Origin of the sequence: Streptomyces sp. NPDC096132 (genome assembly GCF_044763345.1) — a bacterium.
GTDB lineage: Bacteria > Actinomycetota > Actinomycetes > Streptomycetales > Streptomycetaceae > Streptomyces.
The window spans coordinates 530666-552697 of sequence record NZ_JBIWGA010000001.1; the positions used below are offsets into that span (position 1 = coordinate 530666).

A 22032-nucleotide genomic window follows, 5' to 3' on the forward strand; every position below is an offset into this window, starting at 1 on the left:
GTCCATCCGCCTACAGGCGTCGGTGGACAACCAGGGATGCGGCCGTGCTGAGCATCGACATGGCCCTTCCCGACCGCATGACGTGGTGCGCCTTAGAGGTCGCCGTAGAGGAGGGGATGTCGATGACCGACGCCCATGAGTTCATACCGGCCGCCAGACCCGTGATCGACGAGGAGGAGATCGAGGCCGCGGTGCGCGTTCTGCGCAGTGGCCGGGTCGTCCAGGGTCCCGAGGTGGCGGCTTTCGAGGAGGAGTTCTCGGAGCTGGTCGACGGGCGCCACTGTGTCGCGGTCAACTCCGGCACCTCCGCCCTGCACCTTTCGCTGATGGCCCTCGGCCTCGGCCCGGGCGACGAGGTCATCGTCCCGTCGTTCTCCTTCGCCGCCTCCGCCAACGCGGTGCGGCTGGTCGGCGCCGACGTGGTCTTCGCCGACATCGACGCCGACACCTTCTGTCTGGACCCCGCCGCGGTCGAGGCGGCCATCACGCCGCGCACCGCCGCGATCATGCCGGTCCACCTGTACGGCCACCCCGCCGCCATGGACAGGATCATGGCGATCGCCGAGCAGCACGGCCTCGCCGTCGTCGAGGACGCCTGCCAGGCCCACGCGGCCGCCCTGAACGGCACCCCGGTCGGCGCCTTCGGTGCCGCGGGCACCTTCAGCTTCTACCCGACCAAGAACATGCACAGCCTCGAGGGCGGCATGATCTCCACGGGTGACGCCGAGATCGCCCGCACCCTGCGCCTGCTGCGCAACCAGGGCATGGAGCAGCGCTACGCCAACGAGATCGTCGGCGCCAACGTGCGCATGACGGACGTCTCCGCCGCGATCGGCCGTGTGCAGCGCGGCAAGCTCCCCGCCTGGACCGAGCAGCGCATCGCCAACGCCGCGTACCTCACCGAGCACATCACCGCGTCGAACGTGGTCACGCCGAAGGTCGCCGAGGGCGCCCGGCACATCTACCACCAGTACACCGTGCGCATCCGGGGCGACCGCGACGCCGCCATGGCGAAGCTGACCGAGGCCGGCGTCGGCAACGCCGTGTACTACCCGACCCCCATCCACCGGCTGAAGCCGTACTGGGAGCCGGACCAGAAGGCCGGCCGCACCTGGGACCTGCCCGAGACGGAGCGCGCCGCCGCCGAGGTCGTGTCGCTGCCCGTCCACCCGGCGCTGTCCGGATCCGACCTCGAGCGCATCGTCGCCGCCGTGAACGCGCTGGAGGGGCAGCTGTGAGCACCGGGAAGCCGCTGCGCGCGGGACTCGTCGGCCTCGGTTCCATGGGGCGTCACCACGCCCGGGTCCTGTCCGGTCTGGAGGGCGTCGACCTGGTCGGCGTCGTCGACCCGATGGGCGACAAGTTCGGCGCCGCCCAGGGCGCGCCGATCCTGAACACCGTCGAGGAGCTCATCGCCCTCGGCGTCGACTACGCGGTCGTGGCCTGCCCCACCCACCTCCACGAGGAGGTCGGCCTGGCGCTCGCCGAGGCCGGGGTGTGCGCGCTCATCGAGAAGCCGGTCGCGGAGTCCGTGGACGGCGCCCGCCGTCTCGTCGAGGCGTTCGAGTCGCGCGGTCTGGTGGCCGGTGTCGGTCACATCGAGCGGTGCAACCCGGCGCTGCGCTCGCTGCGCGCCCGGCTGGAGGCCGGCGAACTGGGTGACGTCTACCAGGTCGTGACCCGCCGTCAGGGCCCCTTCCCGCACCGCATAGCGGACGTCGGCGTGGTCAAGGACCTCGCGACCCACGACATCGACCTCACCGGCTGGGTGACCGGACGCGAGTACGTGTCCATCGCCGCCCACACCGTCTCCAAGAGCGGCCGCGTCCACGAGGACATGGTCTCCGCGGTGGGCCGCCTGGACGACGGCACCATGGTCAACCACCTGGTGAACTGGCTGAGCCCGCTCAAGGAGCGCTTCACGTCGGTCACCGGTGAGCGCGGCTGCTTCATCGCCGACACCCTCACCGCCGACCTGACGTTCCACTCCAACGCCGCCGTGACCACGGAGTGGGAGGCGCTCCAGGCCTTCCGCGGGGTGTCCGAGGGCGACATGATCCGGTACGCCATCCCCAAGCGTGAGCCGCTGCTGGTGGAGCACGAACTGTTCCGGGACGCGGTGCTCGGCAAGGACGCCGACATCTGCACCCTGCGCCAGGGAATGCGCACTGTTCAGGTGGCGGCCGCCGTGCTGGAGTCGGCTACACAGAACCGCAGCGTTTCCCTTCAGGTGGAGGACCTGGCAACTCATGGCAGCTGAGAACACGTCGGCGGAGTCGACGGTGCGTGGCCGCATCGTCATGCTCGTCGACAACGGGGTGAACGGCGACTCGCGCGTGCAGAAGGAAGCACGCTCGGCCGCCGAGGCCGGGTGGGACGTGATCCTGCTCGGCAAGGGCAAGGGGAAGTCGGAGACGACCTGGGAGATCGGCAAGGCGCAGGTGCGTCTGCTGCCGGTGCCGGGTCCGATGCACCGTCGCCGCCATGAGTACCGCCGGGCCGTGCTGCGTTCGCCGCTGGCGTACAAGCCGGGGCCGCTGGCCGCGTACCGCCGGCAGAAGATCAAGGCGTGGCGTGCCGATCTCAACATCCGGCTGATCCTCGCCCAGCAGGAGGGCTCGTTCCTCACCAAGCTGCGCCTGGTGCTGCCGCGGCTGGCGTCCCGGTTCGTGCAGAACTGGGTGAACCTGCGGGCGCGCAAGACCGCCAAGCTGGAGAAGAGCCGCAAGGAGATGGAAGGTCCGCTGGACCGGTTCACCACCGCGTTCTGGCACAGGACCATGGGCACCCGCAGCTGGCGCAGGCTCGACCCGCACCTGTGGGACCTGGAGCTGGCGTACGGCAAGGTCATCGACGAGCTCGACCCGGACCTGATCCACGCCAACGACTTCCGCATGCTGGGCGTCGGCGCCCGCGCCACCCTGCGCGCCCGGGCCCGCGGCCGCAAGGTGAAGCTGGTGTGGGACGCGCACGAGTTCCTGCCCGGCATCAAGCCGTGGAACTCCCACCCGCGCTGGCACAAGGCGCAGTGCGCGCACGAGCTGGAGTACTCGCGCTTCGCCGACGCCGTCACCACGGTGTCCGACACGCTCGCCGGGATGCTCCAGGAGCGGCACAACCTCAAGGAGCGCCCGTCCGTGGTGCTCAACGCGCCCGACGCGGAGATCTCCCCGGAGCAGGCCGCCGAGCCGGTCCCGGACCTGCGCGAGCTGTGCGGTATCGGCCTCGACGTGCCGCTGACCGTGTACAGCGGTGCCGCCGCCCCGCAGCGCGGCCTCGACATCATGGTCGAGTCGCTGCCGCAGCTGTCGGACGTGCACACCGCGTTCGTCGTGCTCAACACCGAGTCCGAGTACATGCGGAGCCTGCGCGAGCGCGCCGAGGAACTGGGCGTCTCCGACCGGCTGCACATCCTGCCGTACGTGCCGCACTACCAGGTGGTGCGCTTCCTGGCGGCGGCGGACCTCGGGGTCATCCCGATCCACCACTGGCCGAACCACGAGATCGCGCTCATCACCAAGTTCTTCGAGTACTCGCACGCCCGGCTGCCGCTGATCGTCTCCGATGTGAAGACGATGGGCGAGATGGTCCAGCGCACCGGCCAGGGCGAGGTCTTCAAGGCCGAGGACGTCGAGGACTACGTGCGCGCGGTCAAGTCGGTGCTCGGTGACGCGGACCGCTACCGGGGCGTGTACGACCGGGACGGACTGCTCGACGAGTGGACCTGGGAGGCCCAGGCCGAGCTGCTCGACAAGGTCTACACCCGGCTGGTTCCCGGCAGCGCGGTCCGCCCGGCGGCCGAGCGCAGACCGGTGGAGGCGGGAGCATGAGCGGCACACCGGACGTCAGCGTCGTCGTCGCGGTGTACAACACGATGCCCTACCTGACGGAGTGTCTGAACTCCCTGGTCGGGCAGAGCATCGGCCGAGAGCGCCTGGAGGTCGTCGCGGTCGACGACGGCTCCACGGACGACAGCGGCCGCGAGCTGGACCGGTTCGCGGCGCTGTACCCGGACACCGTCAAGGTGATCCACCAGCCGAACTCCGGCGGCCCGGCCGCGCCCAGCAACCGCGCGCTGGACGTGGCCACCGGCCGTTACGTCTACTTCATCGGCTCCGACGACTACCTCGGCGAGGAGGCGCTGGAGCGCATGGTGAAGTGCGCCGACGAGAACGACTCGGACGTCGTCGTCGGCAAGATGGTCGGCACCAACGGCCGGTACGTGCACCAGGCGCTGTACAAGGAGAACGTCGCGGACGTCAGCCTGTACGACTCGGCGCTGCCGTTCACGCTCGCCAACACCAAGCTGTTCCGGCGGGACATGGTGGAGAAGTACCACCTGCGCTTCCCGGAGCACCTGCCCGTGGGCAGCGACCAGCCGTTCACCATCGAGGCGTGCGTGCGCGCCCGGAAGATCTCGGTGGTGGCCGACTACACCTGCTACTACGCGGTCAAGCGCGGCGACGCCAGCAACATCACCTACCGCGCCGACCATCTGGCGCGGCTGCGGGCGGCGGCCGAGATCGTGGAGTTCACGGCCGGTCTGGTCGAGGAGGGCCCGAAGCGCGACGCGGTGCTGCGCCGGCACTTCACCTGGGAGCTGGCCAAGCTGGTCCAGGACGACTTCCCGTCCCTGGACCGGGAGCTGCAGCGGCAGCTCTGCTCGGGCATCGGCCGGCTCGCCGACACGTACTTCACCGACGGCATCCGGGACGCCATGGACGTCAAGCGCCGGGTGCGGATCGCGCTGGCGCAGGCCGTCGCCATCGACGAGCTGGCCGAGGCGATCTCCTCGGAGAAGGAGCACGGGGCGCCCCCGTTCGTCGTCGAGGGCGAGCGTGCCTACGCCCGCTACCCGGGCTTCCGCGACCCCCGTATCGGCGTGCCCGACCGGGTCTACGAGCTGGTCGGGGAGGCCGTTCCCGGCCGCCTCGCCACGGGCACCGAGCTGCTGGCCTCCGCCTGGGAGCAGCAGGGCGAGGCGCTCACCTACACGGCGTCCGTACGGGTGCCGGTCCTCGGCGACGTCGACGGCGCGGCCCTGCGCCTGATCAAGGGCGCGATGCCCAAGTCCGCGGACAAGCCGGGCGCGCGCCGGCTGAAGGCCGAGCACGAACTCGCCCCCCTGGTGGGCGAGATGAGGGTGGAGCCGGCCGCGGACGGCGCCGCCAGCGTGCTGCACGCCCGGGTCCCGCTGGAGCCGGTCACCGGCAAGCGGGGCGTGCGCGTGTACGTGGACGTGGCCGGATCGACGTACGAGATCCCCGTGCGCGGCAAGGGGCTGCCCATGCCGCTGGCCCGCAAGTGGGGCCGGGACGACGACCCGTACCGGGCGTCGGCGATGGTCAACCCCAAGGGGCGCGTGGTGATCGACACGGCCCAGATGTACCCCCCGAAGAGGACTGTCGTCCGGCGGGCGCTGGGGGGCCTTGTCCGGAATCTCAAGTCCCGTTCCAAAAGGAAGAAGTAGCGACCCTCCATGAACATCTGTGTAGTAGCGCTCGGCAAGATCGGGCTCCCGCTGGCGGTGCAGTTCGCCTCCAAGGGCCACCGGGTCATCGGCGCGGACGTCAACGAGAAGGTCGTCGAGCTGGTCAACGCCGGTGTCGAGCCGTTCCCCGGTGAGCACGACCTGGACGTCAAGCTGAAGCAGGCCGTCGACGCCGGTCTGCTGAGCGCGACCACGGACACCGCGTCCGCGGTCGCCGAGTCCGAGGCCGTCGTCGTGGTCGTCCCGCTGTTCGTGGACGCCGAGGGCACGCCGGACTTCGGCTGGATGGACTCCGCGACGAAGGCGATCGCCCAGGGCCTCAAGCCCGGCACGCTGGTCTCGTACGAGACGACCCTCCCGGTCGGCACCACCCGCACCCGCTGGGCGCCGATGCTCGCCGAGGGCTCGGGCCTGACCGCGGGCGAGGACTTCCACCTCGTCTTCTCCCCGGAGCGGGTCCTCACCGGCCGGGTCTTCGCCGACCTGCGCCGCTACCCCAAGCTGGTCGGCGGCATCGACGAGGCGTCGACCGCCCGTGGCGTGGAGTTCTACGAGCAGGTCCTCGACTTCGACGAGCGCGCCGACCTGCCGCGGGCCAACGGCGTGTGGGACCTGGGCACCGCCGAGGCGTCCGAGCTGGCCAAGCTGGCCGAGACGACCTACCGGGACGTCAACATCGGTCTGGCGAACCAGTTCGCGCGCTTCGCCGACCAGAACAACATCGACGTCAAGAAGGTCATCGAGGCCTGCAACTCGCAGCCGTACAGCCACATCCACCAGCCGGGCATCGCGGTCGGTGGCCACTGCATCCCGATCTACCCGCGGATGTACCTGTGGAACGACCCGTCCGCGACCGTCGTGCGTTCCGCCCGTGAGGCGAACGCCGCGATGCCGGAGTACGCGGTGGACCTGCTGGCCGCGGCCTACGGCGACCTGACGGGCGTGAACGTCCTCGTCCTGGGCGCCGCCTACCGCGGTGGCGTGAAGGAGACGGCTTTCTCGGGCGTCTTCCCGACCGTCGAGGCGCTGAAGGCGCGCGGGGCCGTCCCGTTCGTCTCCGACCCGATGTACACGGCCGGGGAACTGGCCGCGCACGGCCTCACCCCGCACGCCGGTGAGAAGGTCACCGCGGCGATCCTCCAGGCCGACCACGCCGAGTACCGCACCCTGACCCCGGCCGACCTGCCGGACGTCACGGTCCTCGTCGACGGGCGTCGTACGACGGACCCGGAGGCTTGGAAGGGTGTGCGTCGGGTGGTCATCGGGGGCTGACACAGCCGACCGTCGTAGGATGCGGCCCTGGCCAGTCGGCCGGGGCCGTTCTCCTTCTCTGCCGGGGGTGCCCGTCCCATGTCGGGGGATCCTTACGTGTCGGACGTCCGCACCGCGCCGGCCACGGCGCGCATCCTCACCCGCCCGCGCCGACTGAGAGCCGCCCTCCCCCTGCTGGTCTGTGTCGTGTACGCCGTCCTCCAGCTTGCCGCCGGCCCCCAGTGGACGCTCTTCCCCGACTCCTACCGGTACGCCCGCGCCGCCGAGCAGTACCTGGGCGCCTCCCGCGAGGAGGCCCACCGCACCGCGCTGGCGGCGTACTGCACCAGCCGGGCCCGCCGCGAGGCGCACGAGGCACGGCTCCAGCCGACGAACCGCAGGAGCGAGCGCGCGCTGGAGACCGCTGCCGACCGCAAGTGCTGGAAGCACTGGGCGAAGGCGCGGGACATCACCACGGCGGACCCCCGCTACCAGGCCATCTTCGCCGCCCGGCCCGCCTATCCGCTGCTCGCGGCGCCGTTCGTCGGCGCCTTCGGTGTGCTCGACGGCATGCGGCTGCTCGGTCTGCTCACGGCCCTGGGGGGCTCGCTGCTGGTCTTCGGGATGTTGCGACGCGGGGCCGGGTTGAGCCGGTCGGCGGCGCTCACCGGGCAAGTGATCTTCCTCGCCTGCCCGCTCGGCTGGTGGAGCGACCAGGCGCTGAGCGAGGGGCTGTTCACGGTGTGCACGCTCGGCGCGCTGTGGGGCGGCCTGATGCTGCTGCGCCGCCGCTCCCTGCCGACGGCGGCCGCCGTCACCGCGCTGGCGTACGGGGTGGGCGCCTTCACCCGCTATTCGTCGGTCCTGGTCCTGGCCGCGTTCGTGGCGGCGGCCGCGACCGGCGCCCTGTGCTTCTCACGCCCGCTGCGGCACCGGGGCACGGTCGTCCTGGCGGGGGTGTCGGCGGTCGCCGCGGCCGCGGTGGCCGTGGCGATGAAGGCGCTGGCGCTGCCGTCCTCGCAGGTGACTCTCCAGGACACCTTCACCCACCACTTCCGGCTGCCCGAGGTGGCCGACCCCTGGGGCGAGCTGCTGGGCCTCGCAGGCCGGTTCTGGCGGGACTGGGCCGCCCAGCAGGCCGGGCTCCCCTACTTCCTGGCCCTGACGGCCCTCGCGGTCTGGGCACTGTCCCGGTACGGCGAGGGGCTCGGCTGGCTGGTCGCGGCGACCGCGCTCACCGGGGCGTTCGTGGTCACCGACCATCCGCTCGTCCAGGAGGCGGACCGCCTCGGCGTCCTGATGTGGATGCCGGTCGTCCTGGGCCTGCCGCTGGCCGTGGACCGCCACTGGGCCTGGCGCCCGCTGCCCGAGCGGCCGGCGCCGCGCCCGGCAGGGTGAGGGCCCGCGGGCGTGGCGGCCGACGGGCATCTCGTGCCACGTCTGTCGAGGCGCAAGGACCCCGCGCCACGTCCGTCGCGGCGCGGAGTACCGCCGGGCGGGGCGGCCCGTACGGCAGCCGGGGCTGGGCCTGGCTCGGCCGGGTGGGTGTACCGCCGCTCAGACCGCGCGCTCGGTGAGGACGCCGTCCTTCTCGTCGTACAGCTCGCCGGTCTTCGGGCACTCCCACACGCCGCTCTCGCCCTCGCGCTCCGTCAGGCGGACGCCGGCGCGGCCGACCCAGCCGATCCGGCGGGCGGGGACGCCCACCACGAGGGCGAAGTCGGGGACGTCCTTGGTGACGACGGCGCCCGCGGCGACCATCGCCCAGCGGCCGATGGTGATCGGCGCGACGCACACCGAACGCGCCCCGATCGAGGCGCCGTCGAGGATCTTCACGCCGACGGCTTCCCAGTCGCCGCCGCGCTTCTGCTTGCCGTCGGGGTCCACGGAACGCGGGTTGTGGTCGTTGGTGAGGACCACGGCCGGACCGATGAAGACACCGCTGCCCAGCTCGGCCGGCTCGTAGACGAGTGCGTAGTTCTGCAGCTTGCAGTTGTCACCCATGTGCACGCCGGAGCCGACGTACGCGCCGCGGCCGATCACACACCCCTCGCCGAGGCGGGCGCCCTCACGGATCTGCGCGAGGTCCCAGACGCTGCTGCCGGCGCCGATCTCGGCACTCTCGTCGACCTGGGCGCTGGGCTGGACCCTGTAGTTCACTTCTCTGCCTTCCGGTGTACGTCCTTCGTCCGGCGAGCATACGGGGAGGGGACACCCGCCCGGGGCGGGCGGCCTGCTGGCAAGCACCGTGGTCAGTGCCCGTCGGTGGTGCCCTGGTTCGCGGGGCTGAAGATGACCTTCTTCGTGCTGAGGATCACGCCACGAGCATGGCGCGGGGCCGCCGAGGCCCTGTCGCGAGGGCTCGGCGGCCCCGGAGAGATACGGGCTACCAGCCGTAGCCGATATTTTGCCGGGTGCTGAAGGCGGTGGCGGTGCGGGGGTAGAGCCACAGGTCGCCGCTGGCATCGCGGGCAATGACGTCGGGATTGCCGTCGCTGTTGAAATCGCCGATGCCGGCGAATGTGTAGGGGGTCCAGCCGCTGCCGATCTGGCTGCGGGTGCCGAAGCCGTTGCTGCCGTTGCCGGGGTAGAGCCACAGGTCGCCGCTGGCATCGCGGGCAATGACGTCGGGGTTGGTGTCGCTGTTGAGGTCGCCGATGCCGGCGAATGTGTAGGGGGTCCAGCCGTTGCCGATCTGGCTGCGGGTGCCGAAGCCGTTGCTGCCGTTGCCGGGGTAGAGCCACAGGTTGCCGTCGGGGTGGCGGCCGATCAGATCGGGTTTGCCGTCACGGTTGAAGTCGGCGACGCCCGCGAAGGCGTAGCCGGTCCAGCCGCTGGGGAAGTCGCTGACCGGGGTGAGCAGGTCGTGCCCGACGTCGCCGGGGAACAGGCGCAGGGTGCCACCGGGTGCCATGGCGATGATGTCGGCGTAGCCGTCCATGTTGAAGTCGCTGATCCCGGCGAAGGTGTATCCGGAGAAGCCGGAGCCGATGTACACGGACGAGGTCGACCAGCCGCCGCTGCCGTTGCCGGGGTAGAGCCACAGGCTGCCGGTGGCGTCGGCGGCGACCACATCCACCTTGCCGTCGCCGTTGTAGTCGGCCACGTCGGCGAAGGTGAACGGAGCCTTGGGGAGGGTGACGTTGGCCATGATCGCGACCTGGTTCCTGGTGAGAGCCGCCCCGTTCCAGACCTGTACGTCCGCGAGGCTGCCGCGGAAGAAGGCGGCGCGGACGTCGTTGGCCAGGTCGTTGCCCAGGGTGAAGTTTCCGGTGAAGCCGGAGATCGCGGTGTGGGAGCCGCGGGCCACTGGCCGGTCGTCCACGTACAGCGTCATGGCCTTGGTGGTCGGGTCGTAGGTGATGGTCAGGTGGGTCCACTGGCCGATGATGGCGGTGCCGCCGGCGATGCAGTCGTAGGCGCGGGTGGCGTCGGAGGTGGCGAGGCAGAACGCCCATTCCTTGTTGGACTGGGTGTAGAGCAGGAAGCCGGAGTTGTGGACGCCGTCCTGGGAGGCGATGACGCCGCCTACGGCGGCGGGTTTGACCCAGGTGGACAGGGTGAAGGGGCTCGACAGCGACAGTGCCGCGCTGGAGGTCATCGAGCTGGCGGCGGTGCCGTCCAGCGCGAGGTTGGAGGGGAAGGAGACGTTGTCGTCGGTGTCCCAGGTGGCTGCGGAACCGCCGGTGAGGCTCAGGTCGGCGGAGGTGTCGGCGGCGGTGGCCGCGGTGCCCTCGGTGCCGTCGTTGAGCGGCCAGGTGTGGCTGGGGGCGATGAGGGTCTGGGCGGTCTGGGCGGTCAGGGTGTTGGCGGTCGCGTTGAAGATCCGGGTGGTGCTGGTTCCGTCGGCGGAGACGGTGCGCAGGTCCGGGGTGCCGTTGCTGTCGAGGTCGGCTGCCTGGACGACGGGCAGGGCTGCGGAGCTGTAGCCGCTGCTCGCGAGCTGCACCGGAGTGACCGTGCTGCCGTAGGCGAGGTCCTGGAGCTGTTGCGGGGTGTAGTAGTAGAGCGCGCCGGTGCTGGTGTTGCGGGCGAAGAGCGCGGGCAGTCCGTCGATGAGACTGGAGGCGATGCTCCAGCCGGCCCAGTCACCGGAGCCGGTGGGGTTGGTGCCGGTCAGTGGCAGCGCGTTGTCGACGCCAACGAAGTATCCCGGGGTGGGGGCACCTGGCTCGTCCCACAGTTGCCCGCCCACGATTACGAGCAGGTCGGGGTAGCCGGTGACGGGTTCGCCGTTGAGGGTGTTGTAGAGGCCGCCCCCGCTCGCGACACTGGTGGCTCTGTTGCCGTTGCCGTCGGTGAAGGCGGTGCCGTTGACGTTGACCTGATCGCCGCTGAAGGGGCGCAGCAGGGAGCCGTCACCGCTGCCGAACAGCACCGCGCCGCGGCCGGTCGCGGGATCGTAGTCCAGGATGTCGTTGAAGCCGGCGCCGCTGTTGAAGTGTCCGGTGATGGCCTGGGTGCCGTTCCAGTCGGTCGGTGAACCCGCGGAATTGACACCGGTGCCGGCAGCCCCCAGGTTGGTGGCGCTGGTGGTGAGCTGTCCGTCTGTCGTGCCGTGGGCCAGCCACAGCCCGCTGGCCAGGCCCGCCTGGGCGCCCACGGCGGTCAGGTCGGGCAGGTCGTCGCCGGTCAGGTCGCCGTCGGTGGCGGTGGCAGCGGGCGCGGCGATGAGGATGCAGTTCACGGTGTCGCCGATGTTGCCGCCGGACGAGACCGCGGTGACGGTCAGTACGTTTGTCCCCCGGGTGGGGGTGACGCTGATGGATGTACTGGCACCGGCGCTGGCCACGGAGACGGGGGTGGCGCCATTGAGCTGGTAGACGTAGCTGGCGGTGGTGCCGCCTGAGGCGTTGGGTGCGAGGGTGAAGCCGGCAGCGTTGCCGACCTGGTAGGTGGTGCTGCTGGCGTCGTCGCCGCAGTCGTTTGAGGAGGCGTCGGTGATGACCGGGGCACCGGGCCTGCTGGGGTCGAACTTGAATTTGCAGGTGGACGACGCCGCCGAGGAATAGGTGCCGTCGGAGGAGGTCACGTTCCACGACACGCCAAGGACTGAGCCGCCGGCTGCGGCCTCCAGCACCGACTTCTTCAGTGTGTAGGCGGCGTTCTTTCCGGATGCGGCGGAAACGGTGGGTTTGGCGATCTGTGCGCCGCCGGACGTCTTGGTGACGTTGAAGGTGTTGGACAGGGTGCCGCCGTCGGGATCGGAGACCTTCGCGTAGAGCATCACGTCGCCGTCACCGGTGGTCTTGATGGTGCTGGTGCAGGTGGTGGCCGGTGAGGTGACCAGCGACGAGGGCTTGTTCGGCTTGTGGTCGTACGTGGTGGACATGGAGATGGTGGCGTGGTCGAACTTCTTCCACCCGTACTTGTCGAGTTCGTCGTCGGCCCGCAGCCCCAGGGTGACGTTACTCAGATCCCCGGCGTCGGCGATGTCCTGCATGTGGGAGGTGACGTCGAAGCCGAGCGACTTCGCGGGGCAGGAAGGGGAGTAGCCGTAGGCCACGGTCTTCGTGCCCCACTGGGACTTCCAGGCGGGCTGGTCGTTCCAGGTGGTGCCGGAGTCGATCGAGTCGGTCTGCCAGAGTTCCACCGCCGTCGCGGTGCACGAAGGCGCGTAGGTCTCGGTGGCGTAGAAGTTCGAGTCGATGATCGTCGCGCCGAAGATCCGGCTGTCCACCGAGAGCTTCGCGAACGCCCGCGACTTGTGGTACGGGGTCTCCCAGCCCTGGTAGCCCACGTGCAGCCCGGTGGCGCTGGTGTCCTTCCAGTAGCTGACGTCCGGGTAGGCGGAGTTGACCCAGGTCCAGCTGGTGAGCGTGCCGCCTGCGGCGCTGTAGGTCGGGTCGATGTAGACCGGGTAGACGGTGGAGGAGGCGGTCAGCAGATCCTGGTCCGGGGTCAGGCGGATGTGGCCGGAGGTGTAGGACGCTGCGACCGGCGCGATGTGCGCTCCCGCGCCGGGCTTGTTGGCGGAGGAGGCTACCGGCTCGCCGGTGTCGGAGGCGGCTTGCTTGCCGGTGGCGGAGAGCGCCTGCTTTCCGGAGGAGCGCGCGATCGGGGCGGCCGTCTTCGTGGTGGCGGAGTCCCACATCAGCGGCGCCGGGGCGGAGAAGACTGTGCGCTTGGCGTCGTCCATGGCCGTGATATTGCCCGCTTCGTCCGTGGACAGCGCCACGTTCTTCGTCTCGGCGGGGAAGGCCAGCGTGTCCAGGGCCGGGTCGGCGGCCGCGTCGGCGTTCTTGACGACGAGGACCTCGGAGAAGCCGCCCTGGGTATCTGCGGTGACTTTCAGGTCTACCCCGTCCAGGACGTCGGGGTAGGTGGCGCTGGAGCCGTCCAGGGTCGGGGCCGGCAGTGCGCCGATCGAGGTCGGCACGGTCAGGGACAGTGAGCGGCCGTGGTCCTTCATCACTGCCAGCGGCCCGTTCCCGCCTCCTGACAGGGTGAGATCCACGGTGGTCAGGGCTGGGGCGATGGTGCCGTCGTCGTGCCGGACCAGGGTGGCGTCCAGCGTCTTCCAGTCTCCGGACTCGTACTTGCGTACTGGGGCGACCGACTGGGTCAAGGTGAATGTGCCGTCCGGATTGGCGATTTCCGACTCTGTCGACGTGCTCGCCGCGTCCACGGCAACTGCCTTGCCGGTGGCCTGAGCCCGGGCCGAGGCCCGCGCCTCGTCCAGAGGCAGTTGCGGTGACGAAGTCTCAGATGCGGTATCAGCGCGGGCGGTTGTCACCGCAGCGGAGAGGGACAGCGCGCTCAGCGCGGCAGCAAGCGCCGCACTCAGCATCCTGCTGCGCAGGGTCGGTCTCACCTTTGGATACCCCCAGGTCAGGTCGGACAGGACCGGTCATGTCGATCGGTGCTCCAGTGGACCGGCTTTTCGCTGTCTGTGGCAGACCTGATTGATGCGCGGATGACCGTACATGTCCGAGTCGAGAGTGAAGTTTTGTGAATTCTTGGTGTCCGGATGTGAACAGTTGTCGGAATTGGTCACTGTCCCGTGGCTCGCATCTTCTGCGATAGTCGCCCGCGCAGCTGCGGCTTGATCAAGCCGCGGTGCCGTTGTGCCTGCATGCGGGGCGAGTTGGGGGGATCGATCATGGCCAGGACAGAGTGGCTGAGACGGACTGCGCGTCAGATCGGCGCGCGGGAACGGATCGTCGGTGCTGTGGTGGCGCTGACTCTGGCCGTGCCTACCGCGGTCCCGGCGGCCGCTGCGACCAAGGACCGTGCCGGTGCCCCGGCAGTGCAGCAGACCCGGTCGGTCAAGGGGGTCACGACCCTCACTCCCCGCAAGCTCACGGTCAAGGACCAGACCAAGAAGGTCTTCCGTGCGGCGAAAGCCCACTGGCCGGCCGCCGCGACCGGTACGGTCACGCTGGCCGCCCCGAAGACGGGTGCGAAGCAGGGAGCCAAGGCGTCGGCAGCCGGTACGCCGGTGTGGGCCCGCTCGGTGGGCTCGGCCAAGGACTCGTACCAGGGACCGAACAAGGTCTCTGTACGCGTGCTGCCGCACCAGGACGCCACCAAGCTCGGCGTGTCCGGCGTCGTTCTCGCTGTGCAGCCCGCGACAGGTGGCCGGGGCAAGGTGCAACTGGGCCTGGACTACAGCGCCTTCGCGGGAGCCTACGGCGGTAATTACGCCGACCGCCTCCATCTGGTCAAGCTTCCCGCCTGTGCACTGACCACGCCGAAGCGAGCCGCCTGCCGCACCCAGACCCCTCTGGCCACTGAGCAGGACCGTTCGGCGCAGGAGTTGGCCACCACCCTGACACTTCAGGGCTCCCAGCCTCAGACACCCCCCTCCCAGGCTTCAGCGTCCGGCCGTACAACCGCCGTGCCCGCCTCGTACGCCGCATCTTCTGTCACCGGAGCCGAGACGATGGTGCTGGCGGCGACCGCCGACAGCACCACGGAAGGCGGGGGAGCCGGCAGCTACGACGCGACCGCCCTGGCGCCCTCCGGCTCCTGGACGGGCGGCAGCTCGTCGGGCTCGTTCACCTACAGCTACCCCATCGCGCCGACGAGTTCGTCGGGGTCGCTCAACCCCTCGGTGGGCCTGGCCTACGACTCGGGCTCGGTGGACGGACAGACCTCCTCCACCCAGGCCCAGGCCTCCTGGGTGGGCGACGGCTGGGCCACACCCGACTCCTACGTTGAGCAGAGTTTCACCTCCTGCTCGGACAACCCGGGGGGCAGCGCCTCACCGGTGTCCAGCGACGACAAGTGCTACGACGGGCCGGTACTCACCCTGTCGCTGAACGGCTCGTCCACCTCCCTGGTGAAGGACGGCAGCACCGGGACGTGGAAGCCGGCCGACGACAACGGCTCGACCGTCAAGCACGTCACAGATTCGAACAACGGATCCGGTACCTACAACACGGACTACTGGATCGTCACCCAGCGGGACGGCACCCAGTACTACTTCGGGCGCAACCAGCTGCCCGGCTGGTCCTCCGGCAAGGCCACCACGAAGTCGGTGGACACCGTCCCGGTGTACTCCGCGCACTCCGGCGACCCCTGCTACAAGTCGTCCGGGTTCAGCGACTCGGTGTGCACCATGGCCTACAAGTGGCACCTCGACTACGTCGTGGACCCGCACGCCAACGCCATGGCGTACTACTACACCCAGGACACCAACTACTACGGCGAGGAAAACGGCGCCCGCAACGTCTCCTACGTCCGGGATTCGTACCTGGCCAGGATCGACTACGGCTTCCGCGACACCGGCGCATACGGCACCGTCCCCGACCAGATCGTCTTCACGACCGCCTCCCGCTGTGTCCTGGCCTCGTGCGACGTGCTCTTGCCGGGCAACGCCTCCAGCCAGTACCCGGACGTGCCCTATGACCTGGTCTGCGTCTCGGGCGCGATCTGTCCCGCACACGCGCCGTCGTTCTTCTCCACCGTCCGCCTGGCATCGATCAAGGTGCAGCAGTACAACGTGGCGGCCGCCAAGTACCAGGCGGTCGACACGTACACCCTGCACCAGACGGAGCCGGCCACCGGGGACGGCACCTCGCCCACGCTCTGGCTGGCCTCCATCACTCACGAGGGCGACGACACCACGGCCGGCGGCTCCGCCTCGCCGATCACGCTGCCGGACGTGAAGTTCGCCGGCGTGGACCTGAAGAACCGGGTCGACACCTCCAACTTTCCCGGCCTGTACCGCTACCGCATCTCTGGCATCACCAACGAGATGGGCGGGCTGACCTCCGTCACCTACGACACACCGGACCCCTGCACCGCCACGTACGTAGCCTCGGCCGACCCCAAGACGAACACCAAGTCCTGTTATCCGGTGTCCTGGACGCCCAAGGACTACCTCAACCCGATCACCGACTGGTTCGAGAAGTACGCCGTCACCCAGGTGCTGGAGACCGACAGCACCGGCGGCGCGGTGGTCAAGCAGACGAACTACATCTACAACGGCGGCGCGGCCTGGCACCACGACGACAACGAGGTCGTCAAGGCCAAGTACCGCACCTGGGGCCAGTTCCGCGGCTACGCAAGCGTCGAGACCCGCACCGGCGACGGCGCCAACGACCCCCAGACCAAGTCGGTCACCTCGTACTACCGCGGCATGGACGACGACTGGCTCTCCTCCTCCAGCCGCCGCTCGGTGAACGTCACCGACTCCCAGGGCGGGGTGCACACCGACAGCGACCAGCTGGCGGGCAATGCGCTTGAGACCACCGCCTACACCGGGGTCGGGGGCAGCGTGGACAACTCCACCGTGACCTCGTACTGGGTCTCCGCCGCCACGGCCACTCGAACCCGCTCGGGCCTGCCGGATCTGACCGCCCGAACCACCGCTGTCGCCGAGACCTGGACCCGCCAGGCGATCACCAGCGACGGCACCACCACCTGGCGCGTCACGGAGACCGACAACACCTACGAGGCCACCCGCACGGCCGACAACTTCGGGCTGCTGACCTACAGCTACACCCACACGGTGCCGGCCGATGCCAAGTACGACCAGTGCACTTCGATCACGTACGCCCCGGCCAACACGACCGCCAACCTGGTCGGACTGGAAGCCTCCAAGGAGACCGACTCGGTCGCCTGCGCCGGCTTCACCCAGAACAGCTCGGCCACCGTGCCGAAAACCCTCAACAGCCTCACCGCGCCCACCAGCGTCTCCCGCCCGGACCAGGTTGTCTCCGCGACCCGGACCTACTACGACGACACCAGCTTCGCCACCGCCTTCCCGCAGACAGCCGCGCCCACCAAGGGCGAGATCACCATGACCCGGCACGCCTCGGGCTACAGCGGCGGCGCGTTCGCCTGGCAGACCCAGACCCGGGCCACCTACGACACCTACGGCCGCCCCAAGGACGGCTATGACGCAGGCGGCAACAAGACCACCACGAACTACACGGTGGACAGCGTCGGCCTGACCACCGGCGCGTCGGTCACCAACGCCAAGAACCAGAGCACCAGCACCACCATCGATCCCACCCGCGGTCTCACCCTGACCTCCACCGACGCCAACGGGATCACCGACACAGTCCGCTACGACGCACTCGGCCGCATCACCGAGGTCTGGCAGCACAACCGGGCCACCACCGCCCCCGCTGACGCAAAGTACACCTACACGGTTTCGCAGACCGGCCAGTCCGGCACCACCACCCAGGCGCTGAACGACTCCCTGGGCTACGTCACTTCCTACACCCTCGTCGACTCCCTCGGCCGTACCCGGCAGAGTCAGACACCGACCCCGCAGGGCGGCCGGCTGATCACCGAGTCGTTCTACGACTCGCACGGCTGGGTCTGGAAGAAGAACAACGCCTACTGGGACTCCACCACCCTCCCCGCCCTGGCGGTGGCCTCGGTGCAGGACTCCCAGGTACCCAACCAGAACCGCTACACCTTCGACGGCCTGGGCCGCGTGGCCATCGACGACTCCGAGCAGTACTCGGTGCTCAAGCAGCGCACCACCACGGTCTACAGCGGTGACGCCACCACCGTCATCCCCCCCGACGGCGGCACGGTCAAGACCACGCGCACCGACCCTCTGGGGCGCACGACCGAGGTCGACTCCTACAGCGTCCGACCGACCCTTGCCACCCCGCTCAACACCTTCACCGGCCGGTTCTCCGTCACCGGCGGCACCTACAACGCGATCACCTACGGCTACGACGGGCACGGCAAGCAGAACACGGTCACTTCCAAGAGCAGCACGTGGAGCACCGTCCAGAACCTGTTGGGCCAGGTGACGTCCAAGACTGATCCGGACGCCGGCACGACCAGCATGGTCTACGACGCCGCAGGCAACCTCACCCAGACCACGGACTCCCGCGGCAAGAGCGTCTCCTACACCTACGACATTCTGAACCGCAAGACGGGCCAGTACGCCTCTACGGTCGCCGCACAGACCCCGGGCGCGAGCGGCAACCAGATGGCGGCCTGGACCTTCGACAACGACAATGCCGTCTCCGGTGTCACCAACCCCATCGGCCGGACCACCACGGCCACTTCGTACAACGCGGGCAACACGTACACCACCCAGCAACTGGGCTTCAACGCCTTCGGTGAATCCCTCGGCCAGTCCGTCACCATCCCGGCCGTGCACGGCGCGCTGGGCGGCAAGACGTACACCTTCCGCCACACCTACAGCGCCGACACCGGCCTCCTGTACTCCGACAACTACCCCCTCGGCGGCGGCCTCCCCAGCGAGATCATCGGCCACACCTATGCCACAGCCCTGGACCTGCCCAACGGACTGGGCAGCACCTCTTACGGCTACGCCCAGAACACCACCTACAGCGCCTCCGGCCAGGTGCTGCAGGAGACCCTGGGTATGAGCACCAACCTGGCCTACCTCACCAACACCTACGACGCGCACACCGGAGCACTCAAAGACCAGCTGGTGACCCGTTCCACCACACCAGCCAAGGTCGACGAACAGAACTACACCTACGACCCCGCCGGCAACACCACCAAGCAGATCACCACCCGCCTGGGCGCCACAGCGGCCTCCGAGACCCAGTGCTACCACTACGACGAACTCGACCGCCTCACCCAGGCCTGGACCGCCACCGACGACTGCAACGCCGCCCCCACCGAGAGTTCCCACGCCCAGGTCGGCGACCCGCTCGCCGGCGGCACCGCGTACTGGACCAGCTGGGACTTCGACGCCCTCGGCCAGCGCCAGCACCAGGTCGAGCACTCCACCACCGGCGGCAGCGACACCACCACCAGCTACGCCTACGACTACAACGGCAACGGCACGGTCCAGCCCCACGCCCTGGCCTCCACCCAGGCCAGCGGCGCAAGCACCGCGACTACGAGCTACGCCTACGACAAGGCCGGCAATACCACCGGCCGCACCACCATCGCCTCGGGCAACCAGACCCTGACCTGGAACGACGCCGGGCAGCTCACCCAGGTCAGCGGCGGCAAGACGGGCACCACCAGCTACATCTACGACGCCGACGGCAACGTCCTGCTCCAGACCGACCCTTCCAGCACCACCCTCTACCTGCCCGGCGAGCAGCTCACCCTCACCGGCAGCACCACCACCGGCGTGCGCTACCTGCCCCTCCCCGGCGGCGGCACCGTGGTCCGCACCGGCACCGGCACCAACTACAAGTTCGAGATCAGCGACCCCCACGGCACCAGCGGCCTCTACCTGGACAACACCGCCCAGACCCCCACCTGGCGCCAGTTCACGCCCTACGGCGGCACCCGCGGCACCACGGTCAGCTGGCTCGACAACCGGGGCTTCCTCAACGCCCCCGACAACGCGAACACCGGCCTCACCCAACTCGGCGCCCGCCAGTACGACCCCACCCTCGGCCGCTTCGTCAGCCTCGACCCGATCTTCGCAGCCACCGACGACCAACAACTCGCCGGCTACGCCTACGCCCGCAGCAACCCCATCACCAACAGCGACCCGTCCGGACTGTGTGCCGGCCCCGACTGCCCGACGCGCAACTGCCCGTCCTGCATCAACTCCACCCCGGGCGACGAGGCCGGCACCAAGAAGGCGATGGATGACTACCCCGGCTCGGGTAGTACCCCCACCAATACCGGTGGGAGCAGCAAGTCCGGCACCCATCAAAGCGGAGGCGACAGCCACAACGGGAGCGGCGGCCACAGCGGTGGCAACAGCCACCCGAGCGGGCTCGGCGGCTTCCTCTCCGGACTCGTCGACCAGACCACGGACATGGCCACCGGCTATGTCAACCAAGCTCTCGGCATCCTCGATACGGTCGGGGACTGCCTTCTTGGAGACGGCTGGCGAAGCTGTGCCGAACTCACCACGCCAGGCATCATCGCCACCCAGGGCATTCCTGCCATCGAGGGCATGTGGGACACCGGCGTCAGCATCTACACCGAGTACAAGCAGGGCGACGGCGCCCACGCCAGCGGCCGCGTCAGCGCCTTCGTAGCGGTGGCTCTACTCACCCGTGGACGAGGAACTGCGGCGGAGGCCGAAGAAGCAGGCGCGGTAGCGAGAGCCGGCAAGTGCAGCTTCACTGCCGCCACGCGCGTCCTGCTCGCTGATGGCACAACCAAGGCCATCGGCAAGATCAAGCCTGGCGACAAGGTCGCGGCCGCAGACCCCGAGACCGGAAAACACCAAGGCTCCCGCACAGTCAGCGCCCAATTCGTCAACAACGACGAAGACCTCATCGACCTCACCGTCGAGGACGGAAAAGGCCACACCTCCGTCCTCCACACCACAGCGCGGCACCCCTTCTGGGACGACACCATCCACAAATGGGTGCCCGCAGCCAAGCTGACGCTGCGCCATGCGCTCAACACTGCCACCAATGGTCATGTCTACGTGGTCGCAATTCGCGTCGTGGTCGGCGCAGCGGACATGTACAACCTCACCGTTGAGCAGCTTCACACGTACTATGTCCTGGCGGGCTCAGTGCCGGTCTTGGTTCACAATTCATGCCCACTGGTCCGCAGGCCTGACTTCAATTCGAGCTATTCGGCGGTCCGGCATTACGCAAAGCATGTGCTGGGCATTAAGGCCGGAAAGAAGGGTAAGCTTGCCGCTTTGGAGGGCGCTGACATGCCTGAGTTCAGGGGCTCACGCGGATTCGCGCGGTATCGCGAGGCTGCGAGAGACTTTATGTCAGGTGCAGGGCCGGAGGGTTCGATATCGCTACCCAGTTCGAGCGGTGGAATGTTCCGGGTTGACCCGCAAAGTGGATATTTCGGTTACATGAATTCATCCGGCTCGATATCCACTTTCTTCCGTCCTAAAGGTAGTCCTGTGGAGTACTTCTGGAGTCAGTTTCGGTGATGTCTGAACCGCATGGATTTGCCGACAGGTTTCAGTGGATTGCTAGATCTGAGGGGTGGGTAAATCCTGCCCTACCTGGAGGATTTATCAGGATGTGGGAGGAGTTTGTTGAGGAATGTGTGAGCGGATATGAGTTCGATTTGGCCGAATATCTCAATGACCTGTCAATCCGTGGGCTGCTGCAAAAAGCAATGGATGACATCGAGATGAAGCTGCTCGAGCAGTACTCGTGGTTTACTGGGGAGGTTCGTCGAGTTGATGAAAGATTTCGCGAGGCTGTGGAAGATGGTCCGGTGGTTTGGCCGGACGGGGAATTCTGGTGGAGGCGGAAAATTCCCCCCATTGGGTCAGAGGATTTCGTACGCGATGTTCGCGACAGGTTCTCGGTTGAACTGAGACTTGTTGACTGATGATTTCCTCTCATTCGGCTTCGATTGGGCTGAGACTTTGGGGGTGACTGGTGCATTGTAGAGGGCCTCATTGGTGCGCTCACGGCTCTGGGCGTGTGTGAGGAAGTGCTGTTTTCCGAGACCGTAGCGGCGCGTTTTGATATTGTTGGTGCGTGCTTGGTTGGCGTCGACCATTTCGTCTGCCTTCCGGGCGTTGAAAACTTGCGTGCCAGTGCAGGTCAGATGCTGGCCAATGGGATCGCGATGAAACGGTCCGGCTGATCAGTTCGGCGGTGTTCGCAGGTTGGCTATCAAAGCAGCGAGTGGGCCTTTGCCGGTGGCCAGGCAGGCCTCAGGTTCGTCGCTTTCCCGGAGGAGGATGGCTCCGGTGGAGGCGGCGGCGAGGCAGATGCAGGCGGAGGCCTCCTGGCTGTACGTGGACTTCTGCCAGTGCAGTTCGGGCATGGAGGGCCCTACCTTTCTGTTCGGGTTGATCGAGCCATTCGTAGGGTTGGGTCACCCAGGGGCCCGGGGTATGGCTGGCATAGGGGAGCCGTCTGATGGCTCAAGGAGCTTGGCCGCCGCGGGCCCCGCGACGACTCGACCGCTAATTGGGAAACGCGACTCGATCG

General features: G+C 68.6%; 12 protein-coding genes. 9 read left to right on the forward strand and 3 right to left on the reverse strand.

The annotated features are described in order from the left end of the window. Positions 1-122: 122 nt before the first annotated feature. From ACIRF9_RS02330 to ACIRF9_RS02355, 6 genes are all read left to right on the forward strand, one after another. Positions 123-1238: a DegT/DnrJ/EryC1/StrS family aminotransferase gene (locus ACIRF9_RS02330; protein WP_403816085.1), complete on the forward strand. Its 1116-nt coding sequence runs from the start codon at positions 123-125 to the stop codon at positions 1236-1238. Beyond that, the gene (locus tag ACIRF9_RS02335; protein WP_403814988.1) at positions 1235-2260 is read left to right on the forward strand and encodes a Gfo/Idh/MocA family protein; all 1026 of its coding nucleotides are present in this window, start codon (positions 1235-1237) and stop codon (positions 2258-2260) included. The genes ACIRF9_RS02330 and ACIRF9_RS02335 overlap by 4 nt, the downstream gene beginning before the upstream one ends. Beyond that, positions 2250-3830 (forward strand): glycosyltransferase family 4 protein, encoded by a 1581-nt coding sequence (locus ACIRF9_RS02340; RefSeq protein WP_403814991.1) that lies wholly within the window; start codon positions 2250-2252, stop codon positions 3828-3830. The genes ACIRF9_RS02335 and ACIRF9_RS02340 overlap by 11 nt, the downstream gene beginning before the upstream one ends. Next, complete coding sequence (locus tag ACIRF9_RS02345; protein ID WP_403814994.1) at positions 3827-5470, forward strand: glycosyltransferase family 2 protein; 1644 nt, start codon at positions 3827-3829, stop codon at positions 5468-5470. Before ACIRF9_RS02340 ends, ACIRF9_RS02345 begins: the two co-directional genes overlap by 4 nt. Positions 5471-5479: 9 nt before the next feature. Beyond that, the gene (locus ACIRF9_RS02350; RefSeq protein WP_403814997.1) at positions 5480-6763 is read left to right on the forward strand and encodes a nucleotide sugar dehydrogenase; all 1284 of its coding nucleotides are present in this window, start codon (positions 5480-5482) and stop codon (positions 6761-6763) included. A 78-nt stretch (positions 6764-6841) separates the two neighbouring features. Further along, positions 6842-8140, forward strand: coding sequence for a hypothetical protein (locus ACIRF9_RS02355; RefSeq protein ID WP_403815000.1), 1299 nt, complete (start codon positions 6842-6844; stop codon positions 8138-8140). A 159-nt stretch (positions 8141-8299) separates the two neighbouring features. On the opposite strand, the gene ACIRF9_RS02360 is transcribed toward ACIRF9_RS02355, so the two are convergent. Both ACIRF9_RS02360 and ACIRF9_RS02365 read right to left on the reverse strand, forming a co-directional pair. Continuing rightward, on the reverse strand, positions 8300-8902 hold the full coding sequence (locus tag ACIRF9_RS02360) for an acyltransferase (protein WP_403815002.1): 603 nt from the start codon (positions 8900-8902) through the stop codon (positions 8300-8302). Between the two features lie 226 nt (positions 8903-9128). Further along, on the reverse strand, positions 9129-13310 hold the full coding sequence (locus ACIRF9_RS02365; protein WP_403815005.1) for an FG-GAP-like repeat-containing protein: 4182 nt from the start codon (positions 13308-13310) through the stop codon (positions 9129-9131). Between the two features lie 534 nt (positions 13311-13844). Here ACIRF9_RS02365 and ACIRF9_RS02370 point away from each other — a divergent pair. The 3 genes from ACIRF9_RS02370 (at position 13845) to ACIRF9_RS02380 (ending at position 21682) form a co-directional block, all read left to right on the forward strand. Beyond that, positions 13845-21011 (forward strand): polymorphic toxin-type HINT domain-containing protein, encoded by a 7167-nt coding sequence (locus tag ACIRF9_RS02370; protein ID WP_403815008.1) that lies wholly within the window; start codon positions 13845-13847, stop codon positions 21009-21011. Continuing rightward, positions 21011-21421, forward strand: coding sequence for a hypothetical protein (locus ACIRF9_RS02375; protein ID WP_403815011.1), 411 nt, complete (start codon positions 21011-21013; stop codon positions 21419-21421). Before ACIRF9_RS02370 ends, ACIRF9_RS02375 begins: the two co-directional genes overlap by 1 nt. Before the next feature lie 93 nt (positions 21422-21514). Then, on the forward strand, positions 21515-21682 hold the full coding sequence (locus tag ACIRF9_RS02380; RefSeq protein WP_403815014.1) for a hypothetical protein: 168 nt from the start codon (positions 21515-21517) through the stop codon (positions 21680-21682). On the opposite strand, the gene ACIRF9_RS02385 is transcribed toward ACIRF9_RS02380, so the two are convergent. After that, positions 21683-21865, reverse strand: a complete 183-nt coding sequence (locus tag ACIRF9_RS02385) for a DUF397 domain-containing protein (protein WP_403815017.1) — start codon at positions 21863-21865, stop codon at positions 21683-21685. Positions 21866-22032: the final 167 nt, after the last annotated feature.

Excerpts from the sequence above, each read along its gene's own strand:
- ACIRF9_RS02385 (WP_403815017.1), bottom strand. The coding sequence starts at position 21,865 with ATGCCCGAACTGCACTGGCAGAAGTCCACGTACAGCCAGGAGGCCTCC.
- ACIRF9_RS02340 (WP_403814991.1), top strand. The coding sequence starts at position 2,250 with ATGGCAGCTGAGAACACGTCGGCGGAGTCGACGGTGCGTGGCCGCATC.
- ACIRF9_RS02330 (WP_403816085.1), top strand. The coding sequence starts at position 123 with ATGACCGACGCCCATGAGTTCATACCGGCCGCCAGACCCGTGATCGAC.
- ACIRF9_RS02370 (WP_403815008.1), top strand. The coding sequence starts at position 13,845 with ATGGCCAGGACAGAGTGGCTGAGACGGACTGCGCGTCAGATCGGCGCG.
- ACIRF9_RS02350 (WP_403814997.1), top strand. The coding sequence starts at position 5,480 with ATGAACATCTGTGTAGTAGCGCTCGGCAAGATCGGGCTCCCGCTGGCG.
- ACIRF9_RS02345 (WP_403814994.1), top strand. The coding sequence starts at position 3,827 with ATGAGCGGCACACCGGACGTCAGCGTCGTCGTCGCGGTGTACAACACG.
- ACIRF9_RS02355 (WP_403815000.1), top strand. The coding sequence starts at position 6,842 with ATGTCGGGGGATCCTTACGTGTCGGACGTCCGCACCGCGCCGGCCACG.
- ACIRF9_RS02375 (WP_403815011.1), top strand. The coding sequence starts at position 21,011 with ATGTCTGAACCGCATGGATTTGCCGACAGGTTTCAGTGGATTGCTAGA.